This is a genomic window from Brevibacterium sp. CSND-B09 (assembly GCF_052906525.1).
On record NZ_JBREGI010000001.1, the window covers coordinates 3,972,238 to 3,994,480 of the forward strand.

General features: G+C 66.9%; 20 protein-coding genes. All 20 read left to right on the plus strand.

The window, feature by feature from the left end:
* Position 1 precedes the first annotated feature (1 nt).
* Entirely contained in the window at positions 2–934 is a 933-nt protein-coding gene (locus ACU4IU_RS17700) for a methionyl-tRNA formyltransferase (protein WP_139908105.1), read from the plus strand.
* A gap of 5 nt (positions 935–939) precedes the next feature.
* Positions 940–2,451, plus strand: coding sequence for an RsmB/NOP family class I SAM-dependent RNA methyltransferase (locus ACU4IU_RS17705; RefSeq protein ID WP_446657477.1), 1,512 nt, complete (start codon positions 940–942; stop codon positions 2,449–2,451).
* A gap of 3 nt (positions 2,452–2,454) precedes the next feature.
* Positions 2,455–3,117 (plus strand): ribulose-phosphate 3-epimerase, encoded by a 663-nt coding sequence (rpe, locus tag ACU4IU_RS17710; RefSeq protein ID WP_139467323.1) that lies wholly within the window; start codon positions 2,455–2,457, stop codon positions 3,115–3,117.
* 50 nt (positions 3,118–3,167) lie between these two features.
* Positions 3,168–3,833 carry a nicotinamide mononucleotide transporter family protein gene (locus ACU4IU_RS17715; RefSeq protein WP_139908102.1) on the plus strand — a complete coding sequence of 222 codons (666 nt, stop codon included), beginning with the start codon at positions 3,168–3,170 and terminating at the stop codon, positions 3,831–3,833.
* A gap of 98 nt (positions 3,834–3,931) precedes the next feature.
* Positions 3,932–4,195, plus strand: coding sequence for a phosphoribosyl-ATP diphosphatase (locus ACU4IU_RS17720; RefSeq protein WP_101544371.1), 264 nt, complete (start codon positions 3,932–3,934; stop codon positions 4,193–4,195).
* Positions 4,196–4,248: 53 nt separating this feature from the next.
* Positions 4,249–5,088 carry an ATP phosphoribosyltransferase gene (gene hisG / locus ACU4IU_RS17725; protein ID WP_172169683.1) on the plus strand — a complete coding sequence of 280 codons (840 nt, stop codon included), beginning with the start codon at positions 4,249–4,251 and terminating at the stop codon, positions 5,086–5,088.
* 7 nt (positions 5,089–5,095) lie between these two features.
* A complete protein-coding gene (locus ACU4IU_RS17730; RefSeq protein WP_229663936.1) occupies positions 5,096–5,530 on the plus strand; it encodes a PH domain-containing protein in 435 nt (144 codons plus the stop codon).
* 2 nt (positions 5,531–5,532) lie between these two features.
* Positions 5,533–6,732 (plus strand): CaiB/BaiF CoA transferase family protein, encoded by a 1,200-nt coding sequence (locus ACU4IU_RS17735; RefSeq protein ID WP_446657478.1) that lies wholly within the window; start codon positions 5,533–5,535, stop codon positions 6,730–6,732.
* An 11-nt stretch (positions 6,733–6,743) separates the two neighbouring features.
* Complete coding sequence (locus ACU4IU_RS17740) at positions 6,744–8,246, plus strand: carboxyl transferase domain-containing protein (RefSeq protein ID WP_139467319.1); 1,503 nt, start codon at positions 6,744–6,746, stop codon at positions 8,244–8,246.
* A 9-nt stretch (positions 8,247–8,255) separates the two neighbouring features.
* Positions 8,256–9,020 (plus strand): imidazole glycerol phosphate synthase subunit HisF, encoded by a 765-nt coding sequence (gene hisF, locus ACU4IU_RS17745; protein WP_446657479.1) that lies wholly within the window; start codon positions 8,256–8,258, stop codon positions 9,018–9,020.
* Positions 9,017–9,373: a phosphoribosyl-AMP cyclohydrolase gene (hisI, locus tag ACU4IU_RS17750; protein ID WP_434589640.1), complete on the plus strand. Its 357-nt coding sequence runs from the start codon at positions 9,017–9,019 to the stop codon at positions 9,371–9,373. Before hisF ends, hisI begins: the two co-directional genes overlap by 4 nt.
* Positions 9,276–10,916: an anthranilate synthase component I gene (trpE, locus tag ACU4IU_RS17755; RefSeq protein ID WP_446657480.1), complete on the plus strand. Its 1,641-nt coding sequence runs from the start codon at positions 9,276–9,278 to the stop codon at positions 10,914–10,916. Before hisI ends, trpE begins: the two co-directional genes overlap by 98 nt.
* A 4-nt stretch (positions 10,917–10,920) precedes the next feature.
* Positions 10,921–11,457 (plus strand): Trp biosynthesis-associated membrane protein, encoded by a 537-nt coding sequence (locus ACU4IU_RS17760; RefSeq protein ID WP_446657481.1) that lies wholly within the window; start codon positions 10,921–10,923, stop codon positions 11,455–11,457.
* Between the two features lie 96 nt (positions 11,458–11,553).
* A complete protein-coding gene (locus ACU4IU_RS17765) occupies positions 11,554–11,823 on the plus strand; it encodes an HGxxPAAW family protein (protein WP_139467314.1) in 270 nt (89 codons plus the stop codon).
* Complete coding sequence (gene trpC, locus ACU4IU_RS17770) at positions 11,820–12,617, plus strand: indole-3-glycerol phosphate synthase TrpC (protein WP_446657482.1); 798 nt, start codon at positions 11,820–11,822, stop codon at positions 12,615–12,617. The genes ACU4IU_RS17765 and trpC overlap by 4 nt, the downstream gene beginning before the upstream one ends.
* A 127-nt stretch (positions 12,618–12,744) precedes the next feature.
* On the plus strand, positions 12,745–13,959 hold the full coding sequence (gene trpB, locus ACU4IU_RS17775) for a tryptophan synthase subunit beta (protein ID WP_446657483.1): 1,215 nt from the start codon (positions 12,745–12,747) through the stop codon (positions 13,957–13,959).
* Positions 13,956–14,747 (plus strand): tryptophan synthase subunit alpha, encoded by a 792-nt coding sequence (trpA, locus tag ACU4IU_RS17780; protein ID WP_446657484.1) that lies wholly within the window; start codon positions 13,956–13,958, stop codon positions 14,745–14,747. The genes trpB and trpA overlap by 4 nt, the downstream gene beginning before the upstream one ends.
* Entirely contained in the window at positions 14,744–15,919 is a 1,176-nt protein-coding gene (locus ACU4IU_RS17785; RefSeq protein ID WP_446657485.1) for a prolipoprotein diacylglyceryl transferase, read from the plus strand. Before trpA ends, ACU4IU_RS17785 begins: the two co-directional genes overlap by 4 nt.
* Positions 15,920–16,094: 175 nt before the next feature.
* Positions 16,095–20,789, plus strand: coding sequence for a glutamate synthase large subunit (gene gltB / locus ACU4IU_RS17790; protein WP_446657486.1), 4,695 nt, complete (start codon positions 16,095–16,097; stop codon positions 20,787–20,789).
* Complete coding sequence (locus tag ACU4IU_RS17795) at positions 20,782–22,239, plus strand: glutamate synthase subunit beta (RefSeq protein ID WP_446657487.1); 1,458 nt, start codon at positions 20,782–20,784, stop codon at positions 22,237–22,239. Before gltB ends, ACU4IU_RS17795 begins: the two co-directional genes overlap by 8 nt.
* Positions 22,240–22,243 lie beyond the last annotated feature (4 nt).

Below are 22,243 nucleotides of genomic sequence, written 5' to 3' on the forward strand. Positions count from 1 at the left end.
CGTGGATATCGTCTTCGCCGGCACCCCTGATGTCGCAGTTCCCGCCCTCGAGGCCTTTGCCGAATCGAGCCACCGCATCCGTGCGGTGCTCACCCGACCTGATGCGCCCGTCGGACGGAAGAGAGTCCTCACCCCGTCACCGGTGAAGACCCGCGCTCTCGAACTCGGACTGCCCGTCATCGAAGCCGGTCGTCTGCGCGGCGATGTCATCTCACAGCTGCAGGCACTCGATGTCGACGCCGTCGCCGTCGTCGCCTTCGGCGCCATCGCCGGACCCGCCGCACTGGCCACCGCCCGACTCGGCTGGTTCAACCTCCATTTCTCACTGCTGCCGGCCTACCGCGGAGCCGCCCCCGTCCAACGCGCACTCATCGGCGGTGAGACCACGAGTGGGATCAGTGTGTTCCGCATCGACGAGGGCATGGACACCGGCCCCGTGCTGCGCCGACTCGAACTGCCGCTCGACCACGCGGACGTCGCCGAGGCACTTGAGGACTATGCACGCCGCGGGGCACCCGAACTCGTCGCCGCCTTCGACGATCTCGCCGCCGGCACCGCCGCCCCGACCCCGCAGACCGGCGAGTCCAGCCATGCGGAGAAGATCACCGTCACCGACGCCCACCTCGACCTGTCCGCTCCGGCCGCCCGGGTCATCGACAGGGCCCGCGGAACCAGTCCCGCACCGGGACCATGGGTGGAACTCGACGGAAAGAGGACGAAGCTCTTCGGACTCTCACCCGCATCCGAAGTGACAACACCTGGGGCCGTCGGCGAATTGACCACCTGGCAGCAGCAACCGGTGCTGCGCTGCGGTGACGGCTGGGTCCGGGTCGAGCAGATCCAGCCCTTCGGCAAGGCCCGGATGGCCACGGCCGACTTCCTGCGCGGCCGCGGAGACGTGACCTTCGACCCCTATACCGAGAGGCAAGCATAAGAGCCATGGCTGAGTCAGCAGGCAGAGACCGCCGAGGCGGCCCCCGAGACACCGACCGACGCGCCGGCCACGGCCGCGGACGCAGCGATCACGGTCGTCAGGGTCGCGACCGCCCACGTCAGGACCGCGGAGCATCGCAGGGCGAACGAGCGGGTAAGAACCTGCCGCGGCGCATCGCCTGGGAAGTCCTCCTCGACGTGGCGACGAAAGACGCCTACGCGAACCTGCTGCTGCCGGCCAAACTCTCCCGCACCCATATGGGCGCTCAGGACGCTGCCTTCACCACCGAGCTCACCTACGGAACCCTGCGTCGGCAGAAGTTCTACGATGCGGTCATCGAAATCGCCTCGTCCCGAGCCGTCGACAAGATCGATCCCGAACCCCTGGCCGCAATGCGGCTCGGCGCCCACCAGCTGCTGTCGATGCGGGTGCCCAACCATGCTGCACTGTCCGAAACCGTGGCCGTGGTCAAACGATCGGCGGCGAAGACCGCCGGATTCGTCAATGCCGTGCTCCGCCGTATCTCGGAAGCCGAACCCACCGAGTGGCTCGACCGCGTCACCGCCGAGGCCGACGAGACCACCCGACTGGCGATCGAACACTCCCATCCCGAATGGGTCGTCCGGGCATTGAACCAGGCGCTCAAGGGACATGGCCGCGACGCCGCCGAGCTCGAAGCTCTCCTCGAAGCCGACAACGCACCCGCAAAGGTCGGAGTGACCGCCCTGCCCGGACTCATCGACCGCACCGAACTGCCGGGGGAACCCACCCCGCTGTCACCGATCGGCGTCACCCTGGAGACCGCGGTTCCCCGGGACGTGGCAGCTGTGGCCGACGGACGTGCCCGCGTCCAGGACGAAGGTTCCGCGCTTGTGGCCCTCGCTTTGGCCGATATCGACGCACCCACCGGAACCTGGGCCGACCTGTGCGCCGGACCCGGCGGCAAGGCCGCCGTCCTCGCAGCCAGAGCCGCCGGCGAATCGACGACATTGGAGGCCTTCGACTCCAGCGAGCACCGTGTCGACCTCGTCCGCGACTCCACCAAGGCGCTGACCAACGTCATCGCCGCCGTCCGCGACGGACGCGACGCCCGCGGACCCTACTCGAAGATCCTCGTCGACGTACCCTGCTCCGGACTCGGTGCCCTGCGCCGCCGCCCCGAAGCCCGCTACCGCAGACGGCCCGAAGACATCACCTCCCTGACCGGACTGCAGCGCGAACTGCTCGCCGCTGCCCTCGATGCCTGCGCGCCCGGGGGAGTGGTCGCCTACTCGACGTGCTCACCGCACTACGCCGAAACCGTGCTCATCGTCGACGAGGTTCTGCGCCTGCGAGCCAAGTCGGGAAGCGCGGACATCGAGGTCCTCGACACCCCGGCCGCGCTGTCGGCGATCACCGGCACCGAGGCGGAGTCGTTCGCGTCGGTGACCCGGGAAGGCGGGCGATACGCCCAGCTCTGGCCCCATGTCCACAACAGCGACGGAATGTTCCTGGCTCTCCTGCGAAAGGCGAAATGACCCATGTCGATCGACATCAACCCCTCCATCCTGTCCTCGGACTTCTCCGATCTGCGCGGTGAGCTTACGAAGATCAGCACCGCCGATATGGCCCATATCGACGTCATGGACAACCATTTCGTGCCGAACCTCACCTTCGGCCCGCCCGTCGTCGAACGCATCCAGGCGATCTCACCGATCCCGCTCGACGCCCACCTCATGATCGCCGACGCCGACCGCAACGCTCCCGTGTACGCGGAGATCGGCTGCGCCTCGGTGACCTTCCACGCCGAGGCGGCTGCCGCCCCGGTCCGTCTCGCCCGGGAACTGCGCCGTCTCGGGGCCAAGGCCAGCCTCGCCCTCAAACCGGCCACCCCGATCGAACCCTTCATCGACCTCCTCGGCGAATTCGACCAGATCCTCATCATGACCGTCGAACCCGGATTCGGCGGTCAGAAGTTCCTCGACGTGTGCCTGCCGAAGATCACGCGGACCCGCGAAGCGATCTCTGCTTCCGGACTCGAGATCAAGCTGCAGGTCGACGGGGGAGTCTCCGCGGCGACGATCGACCGTGTCGTCGACGCCGGCGCCGACGTCCTCGTCGCCGGCTCCGCCGTCTACGGAGCCGACGATGCGGCAGCCGCCATCAGCGAACTGCGCACCCTCGCCGCCGCACACACCCACTGACCGAACCGGGCCGAACTATGCTTACGGCCCACACCTGAAGAGAGCCTGCGATGGACCTGTTCGACTGGTTGAACACCCCGGCATTCGAACTGCTGGGAAAGCCTGTGCCGTACTCCGACCTGTTCGGCAACATCTGTGCGCTGGCCACGGTCGTCCTGGCGCTGCGCCGGAACATCCTGTCCTGGCCGGTGCAGATCCTCGGCTCCATCCTCCTCTTCTCCGCAAGCCTCTCCGCCGGCCTCGGCGGCAACGCCTCTCGGCAGGTCGTCATCATCGTCGCCGCGGTCTGGGGATGGACGCAATGGAAGAAGTCCAAGGCCGCCGCCGGTGAAGTCCTCGTCCGCTGGGCGAGCTGGAAGGAACGGGCGATCCTGCTCGGAGCTCTCGTCATCGGCACCGGAGTCTTCGGCTGGGTCCTCGCCCTGGGCGGATGGTCCTGGAACCCCTACCCCGACGCCTATATCTTCATCGGTTCGATCGTGGCCATGTACGCCCAGGGCCGAGCCATCGTCGAATTCTGGTTCGTCTGGCTCGCCGTCGACCTCGTCGGCATCCCGCTGGCGATCTCCGGCGGACTCGTCTTCTCCGGAGCCGTGTACCTGTTCTTCCTCGTCATGGTCATCCTCGGACTCATCGACTGGTCGAAACGGTCACGCCAGACGATCTCTGCGCCTCACCGTCCGGCCACCGACATCGGCCGCGACCCCGAGGACTGAGGTCAGCCGACGGCAGCACCAGTGAGACCCGGCCCGCCGCGTTCTAGAACATGAGACCCCGAATGCTGCGGCCGATGCAGATGCATTAGGCTGGAGAAGTGAAGACCTTTGAGACTCTCTACGCCGAACTCCAGCAGAAATCCCTCGATCGCCCCACCGGTTCGAAGACCGTGGCCGAACTCGACGCCGGAGTCCATGCGATCGGCAAGAAGGTCGTGGAAGAGGCCGCCGAAGTATGGATGGCCGCCGAATACGAAACCAAGGAAGAGCTCGCCGAGGAGATCTCGCAGCTGCTCTACCACGTACAGGTGATGATGATCGCCAAGGGACTGACCCTCGACGACGTCAACACCCACCTGTAAGACCCTCCCACGAACCTGACCGACCCGACGCCATCGAACTCCAAAGGGACCCCATGCTGCGTGTAGCCGTGCCCAACAAGGGCGCACTGTCCGAAGCCGCCTCCGACATGCTCAGCGAGGCCGGATACTCCACTCGACGCGGAACCAAGACCCTGGTCCATCAGGACGAGGTCAACGGAGTCGAATTCTTCTACCTGCGTCCCCGCGACATCGCCATCTACGTCGGCTCCGGAATCCTCGACGCCGGAATCACCGGCCGTGACCTGCTGCTGGAGTCACAGGCCGAAGCCGAAGAGGTGCTCGGACTCGGATTCGGTGCCTCGCGCTTCTTCTACGCCGGCACCGCCGGCTCGTTCACCTCGGCCGAGCAGCTGGCCGGTGCCCGCATCGCCACGAGCTTCCCGAACCTCGTGGATGCCGACCTGCAGCGACGCGGAATCGCGGCAACCACGGTGCAGCTCGACGGGGCGATCGAGGTCTCCATCCAGCTCGGAGTCGCCGACGCCATCGCCGATGTCGTCGAGACCGGCTCCACGCTGCGCGCCGCGGGACTCGAAACCTTCGGTGAGCCGCTGCTCGAATCAGAAGGTGTGCTCATCCAGCGCGCCGGAGCCGAATCCCGCATCGGCGTGCTCAAACGCCGCCTCGAATCGGTCATGGTCGCCCGCCAGTATGTGCTCGTCGACTACAACATCGAACAGCGCCTGGTTCCCGAGGCGATCTCGCTGACCCCGGGGCTCGAATCCCCGACCGTGTCCCCGCTGCAGGAGACCGGGTGGGTCGCTGTGCGCGTCATGGTCGAAGCGAAGGAAGTCAACAACGTCATGGACCGGCTCTACGGAGTCGGGGCGCGTGCGATTCTGGTGACGAACATTGGCGCCTGCCGAATCTGATCTGGCCGTGTTCCGGCCCCGACAGGTGCGCGTCGTCAGCATCGTCGGTGCCGTTGCCGTGACCGCTGGGTTCGCGGTCCTGTCCGTGGCGCTGTTCGTCGTGGACTGGGAACCGTGGACAGTGCTCGACATGATATGGATGAACCTGCTGGGCATTCTCTTCGGAGCCGCCCTGCTGCGCATCTCCGATATCCAGGCCCGGCCCACCGAGGACGGTCTGGTGGTCAAGAACATGGTGCGCACCCGTCGGCTCGACTGGGGACAGATCCTCGGTGTGACGTTCTCACCCGAGGGCGATGATCCGTGGCCCCTGTTGGACCTCACGGACGGCACCACCTGCGCGGTGATGGCGATCCAGCACGCAGACGGTCGCCGCGCCCATGCGGAGGTCGCACGATTGCGTATGCTCATCAAGAGACGCACCCACTTCAAGGAGGATTAGGAATGGCGAACGAGACACCCGAGGCAGGCCCCCTGACCGGATACACCGTCGTCGATCTCTCTCGTGCCCTGGCCGGCCCTCATGCGGGAATGATGTTCGGCGATCTCGGCGCGCGGGTGATCAAGGTCGAGAACCCCGGCAAGGGCGATGATTCGCGGTCGTGGGGACCTCCCTTCGTCGGGCCTGCGGACAATCCTCAGGCCACCTACTTCTTCTCGTGCAACCGCAACAAGGAATCCATCGCCCTCGACCTCAAATCCGACACGGGCAAGGACACCCTGACCGGACTCATCGCACGCGCCGATGTTCTCATCGAGAACTTCCGCTCCGGTGTCCTCGACCGACTCGGCTTCTCCACCGCCCGCTGCATGGAGATCAACCCGCGCCTGGTCATCCTGTCCATCACCGGATTCGGCCACGACGGTCCGGAAGCCTCCCGCGCCGGCTATGACCAGATCGCCCAGGGCGAAGCCGGGCTGATGTCGCTGACCGGCTCGGGACCCGATGATATGCAGCGCGTGGGCGTGCCGATCGCTGACCTGCTGGCCGGAATCTACGGCTCATACGGCGTGCTGGCGGCCCTGCTCGAACGCGAACGCACCGGCAAGGGCAAGGTCGTGCGCACCTCGCTCATCGCGGGAATGGTCGGCGTCCACGCCTTCCAGGGCACCCGGGCCACGGTCGCCGGTCAGGAACCGCAGCCCGGCGGCAACCACCACCCTTCGCTGTCGCCCTACGGACTCTTCAACTGCCGCGACGGCGCCGTGCAGATCTCCGTGGGCAACGAGAACCTGTGGCAGAAGTTCTGCACTGCCTTCGACATCGATCCCGCCACCGAGGGCATGGCCGTCAACTCCGAGCGCGTGGACAACCGCGCCGCCGTCATCGAACTCATCGAAGACCGCTTCTCTGCCTACGACGCAGCCGATCTGCTGAACAGGCTCACCGAGGCGGGAATCCCGTCCGGCACGGTGCGCACCCTGCCCGAGGTCTACCAGTGGGAGCAGGCACTCAGCCAGGGACTCAAGGTCTCCGTCGACCACCCCGTGCTCGGCGACATCGACCTGCCCGGACCGCCGCTGCGCTTCTTCGACTCCGATTCCTCCGGTGAGGTCGAAACCACCCGCACCGCTCACGATGCCCCGCCGCTGCTCGACGAAGACGCGGAATCCATCGTGGCGTGGCTCGCCGACGGAAACTGAACGGAATCGCCATGACGCGTCTCAACGCTCTCGAGCTCGTCGACATCGTCCTCGACGAAGGATCCTATCTGTCCTGGGACACCACTCCCGTCCAGCCCGCCGGCGGGATCTCTGACGCCTACGCTGCTGAACTAGAAGCCGCGGCGCAGAAGTCCGGAGTCGACGAATCCATCATCACCGGCGAAGGCACCATCGCCGGCCGTCGCGTGGCCGTGATCGCCGGCGAATTCCGCTTCCTCGCCGGGTCGATCGGCGTGGCCGCGGCCGAACGCCTCGTCGATGCCATCGAACGTGCGACCCTCGAAGGGCTGCCCCTGCTGGCCGGTCCCGCCTCGGGCGGCACCCGCATGCAGGAGGGCACCATCGCCTTCCTGTCGATGGTGAAGATCACGAACGCCGTCATCGCCCATCGCAAGGCCGGACTGCCCTACCTCGTCTACCTGCGCCATCCCACCACCGGAGGAGTCTTCGCCTCCTGGGGATCGCTGGGGCACGTCACAGTGGCCGAACCCGGATCCCTCATCGGGTTCCTGGGCCCTCGAGTATTCGAGGCCATCTACGGAGAGAAGTTTCCGGAGAACGTGCAGACCGGGGAGAACCTGCACAAGATGGGCATCGTCGACGCCGTCATCGGACCCGAACGCATCGCCGGTACGGTCTCCCGCGTCCTCGACGTGCTCATGGGCGCCAAGGAGGTTCCCAGCTCGGTGCCGGACCCGGACACGGCCCCGGACAGCGTCGACCCGAACTCCGATGCCTGGGCCGCGATCACCAGCTCGCGTCGCCCCGAACGACCCGGGGTCCGTGATCTGCTGCGCACCGCAGCGAACACCGTGCTGCCGCTCAACGGCACCGGCGAAGGGGAGAAGGACCCCGGACTGCTGCTGGCCCTGGCGAAGTTCGGTTCCGCACCGTGCATCGTCCTCGGCCAGGACCGATTCCGGCAGGACTCCCGCGAACCGATGGGCCCGGCGGCCCTGCGTGAGGCCAGACGCGGAATGCGATTGGCCGCGGAGCTGCACCTGCCGCTCGTGACCGTCATCGACACCCCCGGCGCGGCTCTGTCGAAGGAAGCCGAAGAAGGCGGCATCGCCGGCGAGATCGCGCGCAGCCTCGCCGACCTCGCCAACCTCGACGCTCCGTCCGTCTCGCTCATCCTCGGTGAGGGATCCGGGGGCGGAGCACTGGCCCTCATCCCGACCGATCGGGTGCTCAGCGCCGAACACGGCTGGCTCTCGCCCCTGCCACCCGAAGGCGCCTCGGCGATCGTGCACCGCACGACCGAGAGAGCCGCCGAGATGGCTCAGAGCCAGGGCGTGCACGCTCCCATGCTGCAGGCCAACGGAGTCGTCGACCGAATCATCGCCGAACATTCCGACGCCAGCGACGAACCGCTCGACTTCGTCGCCAGGGTCGGTGAGACACTCGAATACGAACTCATCTCGCTCATGCGCGAACCTTCGGCCAGGCGCCTGGCCCGCCGAATGGATCGCTACCGGGGCCTGGGAATCTAGGAGGACTGCGTGGTAGCTGTCAGAGTCATCCCCTGTCTGGACGTGGACGGCGGACGCGTCGTCAAGGGAGTGAAGTTCGCCGACCTCAGGGACGCCGGCGACCCCGTCGAGCTCGCCCGCCGCTACGGCGAGTCCGGAGCCGACGAACTCACTTTCCTCGACGTCACGGCCAGCAGCGGTGACCGGGAGACCGTCCACGACGTCGTCCGCGCCTGCGCCGAAGAGGTCTTCATCCCGCTCACCGTCGGCGGCGGGATCCGCAGCGTCGACGACGTCGACCGGCTGCTGCGCGACGGAGCCGACAAGGTCTCGGTCAACACCTCGGCGGTGAAGAACCCGGAACTCATCAGCGAGATCTCCCGACACTTCGGCAACCAGGTCCTCGTCCTCTCCCTCGACGCACGGCGCGCACAGGGCGCGAGCACGGAATCCGGCTTCGAGGTCACCACTCGCGGCGGCCGCGAAGGCACCGGCCGCTGCGCCATCGACTGGATCCGGGAAGCCGCCGACCGCGGGGTCGGCGAGATCCTGCTCAACTCCATCGACGCCGATGGCACACGTGAGGGGTTCGACCTCGAACTCATCCGCGCCGCCCGCGCCGCCGTCGACGTACCGCTCATCGCCTCGGGCGGCGCCGGAAAGGTCGAACACTTCGCTCCGGCAGTGGAAGCCGGAGCCGACGCCCTGTTGGCTGCCAGCGTCTTCCACTTCGGCACCCTGAGCATCGCCGAGGTCAAGGACGCCCTGCGCGCGGAGGGAATCGACGTCCGATGAGCAGGGACATCGACGCGACTCCGGAGAACTGGCGGGAGATCATCCGAACGAACGACGACGGGCTCATCCCTGTCATCGTCCAAGAGGCCACGAGCGCAGAGGTGCTCATGCTCGCGTGGATGGACGTCGAAGCCGTCTCCCGCACACTGGAGACGAAGCGGGCCACCTACTGGTCCCGATCCCGGCAGGAATACTGGGTGAAGGGGGAGACCTCGGGTCATGTCCAGCACGTCCGCTCGCTCAGCCTCGACTGTGATGCCGACGCCCTGCTCATGCTCGTCGACCAGACCGGACCCGCCTGCCATACGAACACCCCGACCTGCTTCACCGGAAGGACCATCAGTGTCGACTGACCCAGCGGCGAACCCCACCGACCTGCCGATTCGACCCAGCCTCGACGAGTTCCGCGCCCTCGGCGCCGAGCATCGTCTGGTGCCGGTCCACACCCAGGTGCTCGCGGACTCGGAGACCCCGCTGAGCCTCTACCGCAAACTCACCGACGGCGGGCCGGGCAGCTTCCTCTTCGAATCCGCCGTCGCCGGATCCTGGGCCAGGTACTCCTTCATCGGCTCGGCGCCCGTGGCCACCCTCATCTCGACCGCAGAGGGATTCCACTGGACCGGCACGCCTCCGGTCGGCGTCCCCACCGACGGCGACGTCCTCGACGCGGTCACCGCCACCCTCGACCTCCTCGCCGTGGCCGAAGCGGAATCGGAGCTGCCGCCCATGGTCTCGAGCTTCGTCGGCTACTTCGGATGGGACATCGTCCGTCGCTTCGAGAGGCTCGGGCCGCCGCGGCCCAACGAACACCACCTGCCGACCGTGCAGTTGATGATCCCCGGCGATATCGCCGTCTTCGACCACTATTCGGGAATGGTCACCCTCGTGGCCAACGTATTCAACGTCAACGGCACCGATACCGGCATCGACGACGCCCACGCCTCGGGAGTCGCCCGCATCGCCGCGATGTGCGAGCGTCTGCAGCAGCCCAGCCCGGCAGATGTCCTGCGCCCCCGGAAGGCCGACCCCGAGGTGTCCACCCGCACCCAGCCGCAGGTGTACCTCGACGGTGTGGAGACGGCGAAGCAGAAGATCGTCGACGGTGAGATCTTCCAGGTCGTCATCGGCCAGCGCTTCGACACACCGTGCGAGGCCGATGCGCTGAGCGTGTACCGGATGCTGCGGCATGCGAACCCGAGCCCCTTCATGTACCTGCTCAACCTCCATGACGACGGAGGGGAACCGGTGAGCATCATCGGCTCCTCACCCGAAGCACTCGTGACCGTCCGGTCGGGAGAGGTGGTCACCCACCCGATCGCCGGTTCCCGCCCCCGCGGGACTACACCGGAAGCCGATGACTCTTTGGCCCGAGAGCTCCTGGCCGATGAGAAGGAACGAGCCGAGCACCTCATGCTCGTCGACCTCGCCCGCAACGACCTGGCGAAGGTCTGCGCGGCCGGAACCATCGACGTCAGCGAGTTCATGGACATCGTCCGCTACAGCCACATCATGCACATCAGCTCGACCGTGCGCGGCGAACTCGAACCCGGAACCACCGCCATCGATGTGCTGCGGGCGACGTTCCCCGCCGGCACGCTGTCGGGTGCGCCCAAACCCCGGGCGCTGCAGATCATCGACGAACTCGAACCCGTCGGACGCGGAATCTACGGGGGAGTGGTCGGCTATATGTCCTTCACCGGCGACCTCGACCTCGCCATCGCCATCCGCACCGGGGTGCTCCGGAACGGCACGATGAGCGTCTACGCCGGAGGCGGACTCGTCGCCGACTCCGTGCCCGAGACCGAGTACCAGGAATCCGAGAACAAGGCCGCAGCGGTGCTGCGTGCCGCCGCCGCAGCCGACGCATTGGATGCGGCGGAGGGAAGTCAGAGGTGAGGCCATGACGAAATCACGTGGAGTCCTCATCATCCTCGTCATCGCCGCTGCCCTGTGGGCGCTGACGATCTCCGCCTGGCAGGCCGGTGCCGGAGGCGACACGCTCGGACCCAGCGGAGTGGCGAAGGTCACCGAGGATCCGAGCTCCCAGACCTCACCCGTGGCCACCGCGTGTGTGGCGATCATCGCGGTCTCGGGACTGCTCGCCGCAATGCTCGGACGGATCGGCCGCTTCGTCGTCCTGGGACTGGCCGGCATCGCCGGAATCGGCTACGGGATCACTGCACTGAGCGCCGCCTCGGCGCCGGGAGCCACTTCCTGGGCGATCATCGCCGCAGTGGCCGCAGGCATCGGCGTCATCGGCATCGTCTGGGTCGCCGTCGCCTCGAACGGGTGGACGAACTCCAACCGCTACGCCCGCACCGCCGAATCCGCTTCCGGGGAATTCGATTCCGCCGCGACCTGGGACGCACTGTCCCGCGGAGAAGACGTCGAAGACGCACCCGACGACGAAACGTCGACCGACCCGGATTCGAAATGACCTTGTGACCGGGTCGGTGTCCGGTCAGCCGAAGAAGCGTGACACAATGGAGGAAAGTTTCCACACGCGTGTCACGCACTCACACAAAGGAGCGCCATGTCGCAGTCCCTCGCCCGCAACGGAGCCGCAGATCTCGACAAATCCACGATCGACTACGCAGCGATCGCCGATCCCGGTCACGGCAACTCGGTGGCGGGATGGACCGGAGTCGTCATCATGCTCATCGGCGTCACGGTCGGCTGTGTGGGATTCACGATCCACAACCCCACGATCACCTACATCTCCATCGGCATCGTCGCCCTCGGCGTCGTCGTCGGCCTGATCCTGCGCGCCATCGGACTGGGCAACAAGCCGAAGAAGAAATGACAGTCCTCATCGACATCATCTCCGGCGTGCGGGAAGATCTGCAGGCACGCCGGAACGAGGTACCGCTGAGCGAGATCACCGCGCGGGCCGCTGCGGCCGAACCGGTCCGCCCCTTCGACCTGTCCTCCGACTTCGGCGTCATCGCCGAGGTCAAGCGGAAGTCACCCTCCCGCGGTGACCTCGCCGAGATCCCCGACCCGGGCACGCTCGCCGGTCTGTACGCCGCCGGGGGAGCCCGGGCCATCAGCGTGCTCACGGAATCCCGCCGCTTCAACGGCAGTCTCGCCGACCTCGACTCGGTGCGCGCGGCCGTGGACATCCCGGTCCTGCGCAAGGACTTCATGGTCGACGAATATCAGTTCCACGAGGCCCGCGCTCATGGCGCGGACATCGTTCTGCTCATCGTCGCAGCACTCGATCCCGTGCAGCTGGGCGAGTTCCATGCCCTGGCCACGGAACTGGGGATGACGGCGCTCGTCGAGACCCACAATCGCGAAGAGCTGGAGACCGCGACGGAACTCGGTGCCGAACTCATCGGCGTGAACACCCGCAACCTCAAGGATCTCAGCGTCGACACCGACCGGTTCGCGCCCCTGGCCGAACTCGCTCCCGCCGGCTGCACCCTCGTGGCCGAGTCCGGCGTTGCCGGAGCCGCCGAGGTGTCGAAGTACGCGGACTCCGGAGCCGATCTCGTGCTCGTCGGCGAAGCCCTCGTCACCGGCGGCCGTCCGCAGGCCGCAGTCGAGGAGTACACCGCACTCGGCCGGGAACGCCGCTCCCTGTCCGTATCCTGAACCCTGCCCGCGTCGGCCGCTGCACGTGGCCGACGATGGGCTGACACTGCACCCATTCCGGCGTCCGGTGAGGCGGAGTCTCTCCGCCCCACAGGCCGGCGCCACGAGGAGATCGAGAAGGACCGCAATGACCGATTTGAGCGAGGAGACCGGACCGTACTTCGGCGAGTTCGGAGGCAGGTTCATCCCCGAAGCGCTGATCCCGGCACTCGACGAGATCGAAGAGACCTGGCGCAAATCCCAGGTGGATCCGGCCTTCACCGACGAACTCCTCACTCTGCAGCGCAGCTACATCGGCCGGCCCTCTCTGCTCACTGAGGCCACTCGCTTCGCCGAGCACTGCGGCGGTGCTCGAGTGTTCCTCAAACGCGAAGACCTCAACCACACGGGCAGCCACAAGATCAACAACGCCCTGGCGCAGGCTCTGCTGGCCAAGCGGATGGGCAAGACCCGTCTCATCGCCGAGACCGGAGCCGGACAGCACGGAGTCGCCACGGCGACCGCCGCGGCCCTGCTCGACATGTCCTGCGTGGTCTACATGGGCGAGGAGGACACTCAGCGCCAGGCCCTCAATGTCGCACGCATGCGTCTGCTCGGAGCCACGGTCAACGCCGTGACCAACGGCACCCGCACTCTCAAGGACGCGATGAACGAAGCCATGCGCGACTGGGTGGCCAACGTCGATGACACCCACTATGTCATCGGCACGGTCGCCGGTCCTCACCCGTTCCCGGCGATGGTCCGCTCCTTCCAGAACGTCATCGGGGTCGAAGCCCGCGAACAGATCCAGGACATGGCCGGTCGCCTGCCCGACGCCGTCTGCGCCTGCGTCGGCGGCGGATCGAACGCGATGGGACTCTTCGCCGCTTTCCTCGGCGATGCGGACGTGAAGATCTTCGGCTTCGAAGCCGGCGGCGAAGGAGTCGACTCCGGCAATCACGCCGCCCGGTTCTCCGGCGGACGCCCCGGTGTCCTCCACGGCTCCGCCACCTACATCCTCCAGGATGCCGACGGTCAGACGCAGGCCTCCCACTCGGTCTCCGCCGGACTCGACTACCCATCGGTCGGCCCCGAACACTCCCACCTCCACGACACCGGGCGCGTGACGTACGAACCCGTCGTCGATGAGGAGGCGATGGAGGCCATGCGACTGCTCTCCCGCACGGAGGGCATCATCCCCGCCATCGAATCCGCTCACGCCCTGGCCGGAGCCATGCGCATCGGCCGTGAACTCGGACCCGACGCGGTCCTGCTGGTCAATCTCTCCGGCCGCGGCGACAAGGATATGACGACCGCCGCGAAATGGTTCGACTACATCGACGAAGGAGCGGTGCAGGTATGACGCACTCAGGTCCACGCACAGGAACCACCCTCGACGCCGTCGCCGAGGCGGGCCGCAAGGCCGCACTCATCGCCTACCTGCCCGTCGGCTTCCCGACCGTGGCCGGTTCGACAGAGGCGATGGTCGAACTCGTCCGCAACGGCGTCGACATCATCGAGGTCGGTCTGCCGTACTCCGACCCCGGAATGGACGGCCCCGTCATCCAGCGCGCCGGTGAGGCTGCATTGGACAACGGTGTGCGCACCTCCGATGTCTTCACCGCAGTCGAAGCCATCGCCGACGCCGGCGGCACCGCCGTCGTCATGAGCTACTGGAACCTCGTGCTCCAGTACGGCATCGACAGCTTCGCCCGCGACCTGGCCTCGGCCGGAGGCGGCGGAATCGTTACCCCCGACCTCATCCCCGATGAGGCGGCACCGTGGCTGGCAGCCTCGGAGAAGCACGACCTCGACCGCATCTTCCTCGCCGCACCCTCGTCGACACCCGAGCGCCTGGCCCGAATCGTCGAGCACAGCTCCGGATTCGTCTACGCCGCCTCGACCATGGGCGTCACCGGCGTCCGCTCCGAAGTCGACAACCATGCCCGCGATCTCGTCGCCCGGCTGAAGGAAGCCGGAGCCGAACGCGCCTGCGTCGGCCTCGGCGTGTCGAACCGCGAACAGGCGGCCGAGGTCGCCGAATACGCCGACGGCGTCATCGTCGGCTCCGCCCTCGTTCGGGCGCTGGACTCCGAAGGAGTCGCCGGAGTCGGTCGACTCGCCGCCGAGCTCGCAGAAGGGTGTGCATGAGCTTCAGCCCGGCATGGGTCGTCTTCACCGTCCTCGGCATCGGACTCGCGCTGTGGATGACAGGCATCCAATGGCGCGCCCGCGGCGGCCATAAGGGAGACCTGTGGGCCATCACGGTCGTCGGTCTGCCTGCAGCAATCATCGGCGGACGCCTCGGACATCTGCTCTCGGCGCCGGACACCTACTTTGGCCCCGACGGCAGCCCGCTGCGGGCGCTGGCGGTCTGGGACGGCGGATTCAGCTTCTGGGGCGCCACCATCCTCGGCTTCCTCTCCGTCTGGGTGCTCACTCGCATCCAAGGCATCAGGTTCCGACCACTGCTCGACTCGGTCGCACCGGGGCTCATCCTCGGCCACGTCGCCGGAGCCTTCAGCGACTGGTTCGATGGTCGCCTCGAACTGGTCACGGTGCTCACCGAATCGGCGTGGAACCTCATCGCCTGTGTTGTGCTCATCATCGTGTCCAAACGCCTCCGGCTCGGCTACGGACAGGTCTTCGCCCTGTATCTGTGCCTGTTCGGCCTCGGCCGCATTCTGCTCGAGGCCCTGCGGATCGGCACCCCCGCCGCCGAGGACGCGCGCCTGCTGTTCGGACTGCCGTTCAACGTGTGGACGGCCATCCTCGCTCTGCTCATCGGCCTCGGCTGGCTCATCGTCTCCCGACTGCGTCACCGCACCTATGAGACCGGTGTCTACATGCACGGGTCCCGGACTCTGCTGCGCCGCCATCGCCGCGGAAAGCACACCTTTGAGATCAATGCACCCAATATCGCCGAGGCGGCCGCCGCCTCCGGAGCCCCGTTGCCTTCGGTAGCGCGGGTGGCCGATCCGGACGATCAGCACGGTCACGACGGAGGCGGGGCACCGACATCACGGCGCTCGACCGTGACAGCGTCCCCCACCTCGGCTTCCGACTTGACTGCCGATGCTTCTGCGCGCCGTGCAGACGTCGACGATGCGGCGTCTGCGACAGGGGACAGCACCACGACTGGCGCCGACCCGGACGACTCGGAGCCCGAGGACGAATCCGGAATCGATCTCAGCGGTCGCCACAGCTTCGGATTCTTCGGGGCGGTCACCTCGGCGATCTCGATCGTGCCGGATGTGCGCGGGAAGTCAGCCCCCGCAGCGCACGATGTAGAGCCTCGAACGTCCGATACTCAAGACAAATAGGTTCGCACTTCGTTCCTTTTTCTGCTTTTTCTCAAATTGCACATGGTGTAAGTTGATACTCCGGCTGTGAGAGTCATCTCACAGCCGGGTCCGGGGACACCCTTTCCGGACTCGTCCAAACCGCAGAGGACAGCGCCGTCTTTTCGGGAAGCACTCAACACCGAGAAGGCAGTATATGAACCACAGCGCTCAGTCGACCCCCAAGACCACGGCCCCACCTGGCCGCATCGGGCTCTACGATCCGGCGCTCGAACACGACAACTGCGGTCTGGCCCTCATCGCCCGTTACAGGGGCGGAGCCGACCACACGGTCATCACGCAGGCCCTCGACGCTCTGCGCAGGCTCGAACACCGCGGCGGAATCGGTTCCGACGATGGGACCGGAGACGGTGCCGGACTGACCATCCAGATCCCGCACGACTATTTCGCCGCCGTTCTCGGCGAATCCGGAATCTCTCTTCCGGCGCCGGGCAGCTATGCCATGGGCATCGGCTTCTTCGCTCAGGACTACGCCGCCGATCTCAACGCCGCCACCGCTCCGCTGACCAAGGAGACGCAGCCCGATTTCAGCGTCGACGCCGCAGGCGTCGACCAGGACGCACTCGTGTCCAGGATCGCCGCGGAAGAAGGACTGCAGGTCCTCCACGTGGAATCCGCGGCCGTCGACCCCGGAGTGCTCGGTCGGATCGCCGCCGAGACCATGCCGGCCATGCGCTACGTGTTCTTCGGCTGTGATGAGAACCATCCGGCCCGTGATGAGAACGATCTCGCTCGCCGGGCGTTCATCGTGCGGAAGCGACTCGACAACGCCGGCCTCTACTTCCCGTCGCTGTCGCCGACGACGCTGACGTTCAAAGGAATGCTCTCCACCGCCCAGCTCGACCGCTTCTTCACCGAACTCGGTGACGAACGCCTCACCTCGGCGATCGCTCTCGTCCACTCCCGGTTCTCCACGAACACCTTTCCCTCCTGGCAGCTGGCACAGCCGTTCGGCACGATCGCCCACAACGGCGAGATCAACACGGTGCGCGGCAACCGGAACTGGATGCAGGCACGCGAATCCGCCCTGGCCAGCGACCTCCTCGAATCTCCGGTCGCAGGGACGTCCAAGGGACTCGAGCGGATCTTCCCGATCATTCCTGCCGGAGCCTCGGACTCCGCCTCTTTCAACTCGGTCCTCGAACTCATGGTCGCCTCCGGCCGGTCGCTGCCGCAGGCCATGCTGATGATGATTCCCGAAGCCTGGGAGAACAACCCGGCCATGTCCGAGGAGCGGCGGGCCTTCTACGAATACCACTCGCTGCTCATGGAGCCCTGGGACGGGCCGGCCTGCGTCGCCTTCACCGACGGCCGACTCGCCGGAGCCGTGCTCGACCGCAACGGCCTGCGCCCGGCCCGGTACATCATGACCGAGGACACCGTCGTGCTCGCCAGCGAAGCCGGAGTCGTCGACCTGCCCGAAGCCGAAGTCACCGCCCGCGGACGACTGACCCCCGGCAGGATGTTCCTCGTCGATGTGGAGGCCGGACGCATCATCTCCGACACGGAGATCAAGAACAGCCTCGCCACCGAACATCCCTACCGGGAATGGGTCGACGCCTCGGCCACCCGACTGGCTGAACTGCCCACCCGAGTCCACGTCAGCCACCCCGGCGCCTCGGTTCGGAGACGACAGCGGACCTTCGGATACACGGAGGAAGAGCTGCGTGTGCTCATCGCCCCGATGGCCGAAACCGGGGCCGAGCCGCTGGGCGCGATGGGCAGCGACACCGCGATCGCGGCGCTGAGCACCCGCCCCCGGCTGCTCTTCGACCACTTCCACCAGAACTTCGCCCAAGTGACGAACCCGCCGCTGGACTCCATCCGCGAGGACATCGTCACGAGCATGTCGGCCGGAATCGGCCGCGAAGGCAACCTGCTGTGCTCCACCGGGCCGGACTCCGCCCATATCCTGCTCGAGCGGCCGGTGATCGACAACGACGAGCTCACGGCGATCGCGCACCTGTCCGGCAGCCACCTCGGCGAGGGAATCACCCGCCCCTCGGTGACGCTGTCGGGGCTGTACCCTGTCGGCGCCGGTGAGGACGCGATGGCTTCTCGCCTCGCCGATCTCTGCGCGGAGGCGAGCGCCGCGGTCGCCGAGGGCGCAGTGTTCCTCATCCTCACGGACCGGGAGTCGAACTCGGAATACGCGCCGATCCCGTCGCTGCTTCTCACCTCCGCCCTGCACCACCACCTCGTCCGCGAGCGCAGCCGCACGCAGGTGAGCATCATCGTCGAGGCCGGAGATGTTCGCGAGGTCCACCATGCGGCCACGCTCGTGTCCTTCGGCGCCTCGGCGGTCAACCCGTATCTGCTCATGGAATCGGCCGAGGATCTTGTCACGTCCGAACGGATCCGAGGCATCAGTGCCGAGGCGGCCGTGGCCAATGTGCTCACGGCGCTGAACAAGGGCCTGCTGAAGATCATGTCGAAGATGGGCATCTCGACCGTCCAGTCCTACCACGGGGCGCAGACCTTCGAGGCTCTCGGACTGGCGGATTCGGTCATCGAAAAGCACTTCACCTCGACCCCCCATCAGCTCGGCGGTAAGACGCTGGACGACATCGCGGCCGAGACGACGGCGCGGCACGCCGACGCCTATCGTGAGGACCATCCGCGTCCGGCTCACCGGAACCTGCTCGTCGGCGGAGAATTCCAGTGGCGGAGGGAAGGCCCGGGGCACCTGTTCAACCCGGAGACGATCTTCAAACTGCAGCACTCGACGGCCACCGGTCGTTTTGACATCTTCCGGCAGTACACGCGTGCCGTCGACGAACAGTCCGCCGAGCTGATGACTCTGCGCGGGCTCTTCGACCTGGTCCCGACCGAATCGGGTCCGATCGACATCTCCGAGGTCGAACCCGCCGAAGCCATCATGCGCCGGTTCTCCACCGGGGCCATGAGCTACGGCTCGCTGTCGGCCGAAGCGCACGAGACGCTGGCGATCGCGATGAACCGGATCGGCGGAAAGTCGAATACGGGCGAGGGCGGCGAGGACACCGAGCGCCTGCTCGACCCGGAGCGTCGGTCGGCGATCAAGCAGATCGCCTCCGGTCGGTTCGGCGTCACCAGCCACTACCTCACCGCCGCCGACGACCTGCAGATCAAGATGGCCCAAGGTGCCAAACCCGGCGAAGGCGGTCAGCTGCCGGGGGAGAAGGTGTACCCGTGGATCGCGAAGACCCGCCACGCCACTCCCGGAGTCGGTCTCATCTCGCCGCCTCCGCATCACGACATCTATTCCATCGAAGACCTCGCTCAGCTCATCCACGACCTCGGTCGGGCCAATGCGGCTGCCCGCGTCCACGTCAAACTCGTCTCCGGAATCGGAGTCGGCACGGTGGCCGCCGGAGTGGCGAAGGCCGGAGCCGATGTCGTGCTCATCTCCGGCCATGACGGGGGCACGGGTGCCAGCCCGCTCAACTCGCTCAAACACGCCGGAACCCCGTGGGAGCTCGGACTGGCAGAAGCCCAGCAGACCCTTGTGCTCAACGGTCTGCGCGAGCGGATCAGCGTCCAGGTCGACGGGCAGCTGAAGACCGGTCGCGACGTCATCATCGCCGCCCTGCTCGGGGCCGAGGAATTCGGCTTCGCCACCACCGCCCTCGTCGTCTCCGGATGCATCATGATGCGGGTCTGCCACCAGGACACCTGCCCGGTCGGCGTGGCCACGCAGAACCCGAAGCTGCGCGAACGGTTCCACGGTCAGGCCGACCATGTCGTGAACTTCTTCACCTTCATCGCCGAGGAGGTCCGCGGCTACCTCGCACAGCTGGGACTGCGCAGCCTCGACGAGGCGATCGGCGCCGTCGAACGTCTGCGCATCGACGCAGATCGGGCGGCCGCCTCGGGACTGGATCTCGACCTGACCCCGATCCTGACGGTTCCGACCGATCTCGACGGCGCTCCCGCCTCGGCGAGGGTGAGCCAGACGCGCACACCGCGTGACTTCGCGGGTGAACTCGACGTTCGACTGCTGGAGCAGGCGGGAGCGGCTGTCGCTGCCGGTTCCCCGGTGCACCTGAACGCCGAGGTGGAGAATACGGACCGGTCGGTCGGCACCCTGTTGGGCCACCGAGTGACTCAGGCCCACGGCGCGGACGGGCTGCCCTCGGGAACCGTGCGGGTGTCCCTGAACGGCACGGCCGGTCAGTCCCTGGGCGCCTTCATGCCGCGCGGTGTGAGCATCGATCTGCGCGGCGACGCCAATGACTACGTCGGGAAGGGACTGTCGGGCGGCACGATCAGCGTCGCGCCTCGCCCGGAGAACTCCACCCGACCGGAGCACAACGTCATCGCCGGCAACGTCATCGGCTACGGTGCGACGTCCGGGTCGATATTCCTGTCCGGTACGGTCGGCGAGAGATTCCTCGTGCGCAACTCGGGCGTCGAAGCCGTCGTCGAAGGCATCGGAGACCACGGACTCGAATACATGACCGGGGGAGTGGCGGTCATCCTCGGACCCACCGGACGCAACTTCGCGGCCGGAATGTCCGGAGGCACGGCCTTCGTCCTCGACTTCAACCCCAGTCGACTCAACCCGAAGGAACGAGCCGCGGGCGTCTTCAGATTCGGCGGCATCGGCGACTCCGATGTGCCGATCCTGCAGAGACTGCTGAGCGACCATGTCGCGGCGACCGGTTCTCCGCTGGCCGGCGAACTGCTGGCCGGACTCGACCGCGGGCAGGACATCCTGTCCCGTTTCACCAAGATCATTCCCGTCGCCTATGCGCGAATCAAAGACATCCAGGAAGAGCTCGAGAACAGCGGCGAAACCGCCGATTCCGAGAACACCTGGCAGACCATTCTGGAGGCCGCACATGGCTGATCCGCGAGGATTCCTCACCACCACCGAACGCGAACTCCCTGCCCGCAGGCCCGTGCCGATCCGGCTCATGGACTACTCCGAGGTCTACGAAAAGGGTGATCCGGCACAGCTGCGCCGACAGGCTTCTCGCTGCATGGACTGCGGAGTGCCCTTCTGCCACCAAGGATGTCCGCTGGGCAACCTCATTCCGGAGTTCAACGACGCCATGTATCGCGGGGAGCTCTCCCGCGCCGTGGAACTGCTCCACGCGACGAACAACTTCCCCGAATTCACCGGCCGGGCCTGCCCGGCACCGTGTGAGAACGCCTGCGTGCTCGGCATCAACCAACCCGCAGTGACGATCAAACAGGTCGAAGTCTCCATCGTCGACGACGGATTCGCCGCCGGACTCATCACCCCCGTCGTCCCCGACCGGATCACCGGGCACACCGTCGCCGTCATCGGCTCCGGACCGGCCGGACTCGCCGCCGCTCAGCAGCTGACCCGAGCCGGGCACACGGTCGTCGTCTTCGAACGCGAGGACCGCCTCGGCGGACTGCTGCGCTACGGCATCCCGGACTTCAAACTCGAGAAGCACCATATCGACCGCCGCCTGACCCAGATGCGTGCCGAAGGCACTCGGTTCGAAACCGGAGTCGAGATCGGCCGCGACATCGACTTCGCCGCACTGCAGACTCGCTTCGACGCGGTGCTGGTGGCGACCGGAGCCACCGTGCCGCGCGATATGGAGCTTTCCGGGCGCGGACTGGACGGAATCGAATTCGCGATGGACTACCTCGTACCGTCCAACCGGGCACAGGCGTTCGACGCGGCCTCGGCGGCAGACTCGGCACCGTTCATCGACGCGGCCGGCAAGCACGTCGTCATCATCGGCGGCGGCGACACCGGAGCGGACTGCCTGGGCACGGCTCTGCGCCAGGGAGCCGCCTCGGTGACGACCCTGGCCATCGGCGCCCAGCCGCCGGTCGACCGCGATGCCGACTCGCCGTGGCCGACGGTGCCGCGGATCTTCGAGGTCCAATCCTCACACGAGGAGGGCGGAACCAGGCGGTATCTGGCCTCGACGACACGGTTCGTCGGAGACGACTCGGGCAAGGTGAGCGGAATCGAAGTCGCACAGACGCAGTTCGCCGACGGCCGCCGCATCCCGACACCGGGCACCGAGCACGTCATCCCCGCCGATCTCGTGCTGCTGGCACTGGGATTCAGCGGACCGGAGACCGCGCAGATCGATCTCGAAGCCGGTGCAGGTGGGGCATTCGACCGGGCTGAGGACTATGCGGCGCAGCCGGGAGTCTTCGTCGCCGGCGATGCCGGACGCGGACAGTCGCTCATCGTCTGGGCCATTGCGGAAGGCCGTGCCGCGGCCGCGGAAGTCGACCGGTTCCTGACCGGGTCGACGCGACTGCCGGCACCCGTGCGGCCCACCGACGAAGGGTTCAAATGCTAAGATA

Coding starts and splice junctions, on each gene's coding strand:
- ACU4IU_RS17705 (WP_446657477.1), top strand. CDS start 940: ATGGCTGAGTCAGCAGGCAGAGACCGCCGAGGCGGCCCCCGAGACACC.
- rpe (WP_139467323.1), top strand. CDS start 2,455: ATGTCGATCGACATCAACCCCTCCATCCTGTCCTCGGACTTCTCCGAT.
- ACU4IU_RS17715 (WP_139908102.1), top strand. CDS start 3,168: ATGGACCTGTTCGACTGGTTGAACACCCCGGCATTCGAACTGCTGGGA.
- hisG (WP_172169683.1), top strand. CDS start 4,249: ATGCTGCGTGTAGCCGTGCCCAACAAGGGCGCACTGTCCGAAGCCGCC.
- ACU4IU_RS17735 (WP_446657478.1), top strand. CDS start 5,533: ATGGCGAACGAGACACCCGAGGCAGGCCCCCTGACCGGATACACCGTC.
- ACU4IU_RS17740 (WP_139467319.1), top strand. CDS start 6,744: ATGACGCGTCTCAACGCTCTCGAGCTCGTCGACATCGTCCTCGACGAA.
- hisI (WP_434589640.1), top strand. CDS start 9,017: ATGAGCAGGGACATCGACGCGACTCCGGAGAACTGGCGGGAGATCATC.
- trpE (WP_446657480.1), top strand. CDS start 9,276: ATGCCGACGCCCTGCTCATGCTCGTCGACCAGACCGGACCCGCCTGCC.
- ACU4IU_RS17760 (WP_446657481.1), top strand. CDS start 10,921: ATGACGAAATCACGTGGAGTCCTCATCATCCTCGTCATCGCCGCTGCC.
- ACU4IU_RS17765 (WP_139467314.1), top strand. CDS start 11,554: ATGTCGCAGTCCCTCGCCCGCAACGGAGCCGCAGATCTCGACAAATCC.
- trpC (WP_446657482.1), top strand. CDS start 11,820: ATGACAGTCCTCATCGACATCATCTCCGGCGTGCGGGAAGATCTGCAG.
- trpB (WP_446657483.1), top strand. CDS start 12,745: ATGACCGATTTGAGCGAGGAGACCGGACCGTACTTCGGCGAGTTCGGA.
- trpA (WP_446657484.1), top strand. CDS start 13,956: ATGACGCACTCAGGTCCACGCACAGGAACCACCCTCGACGCCGTCGCC.
- ACU4IU_RS17785 (WP_446657485.1), top strand. CDS start 14,744: ATGAGCTTCAGCCCGGCATGGGTCGTCTTCACCGTCCTCGGCATCGGA.
- gltB (WP_446657486.1), top strand. CDS start 16,095: ATGAACCACAGCGCTCAGTCGACCCCCAAGACCACGGCCCCACCTGGC.
- ACU4IU_RS17795 (WP_446657487.1), top strand. CDS start 20,782: ATGGCTGATCCGCGAGGATTCCTCACCACCACCGAACGCGAACTCCCT.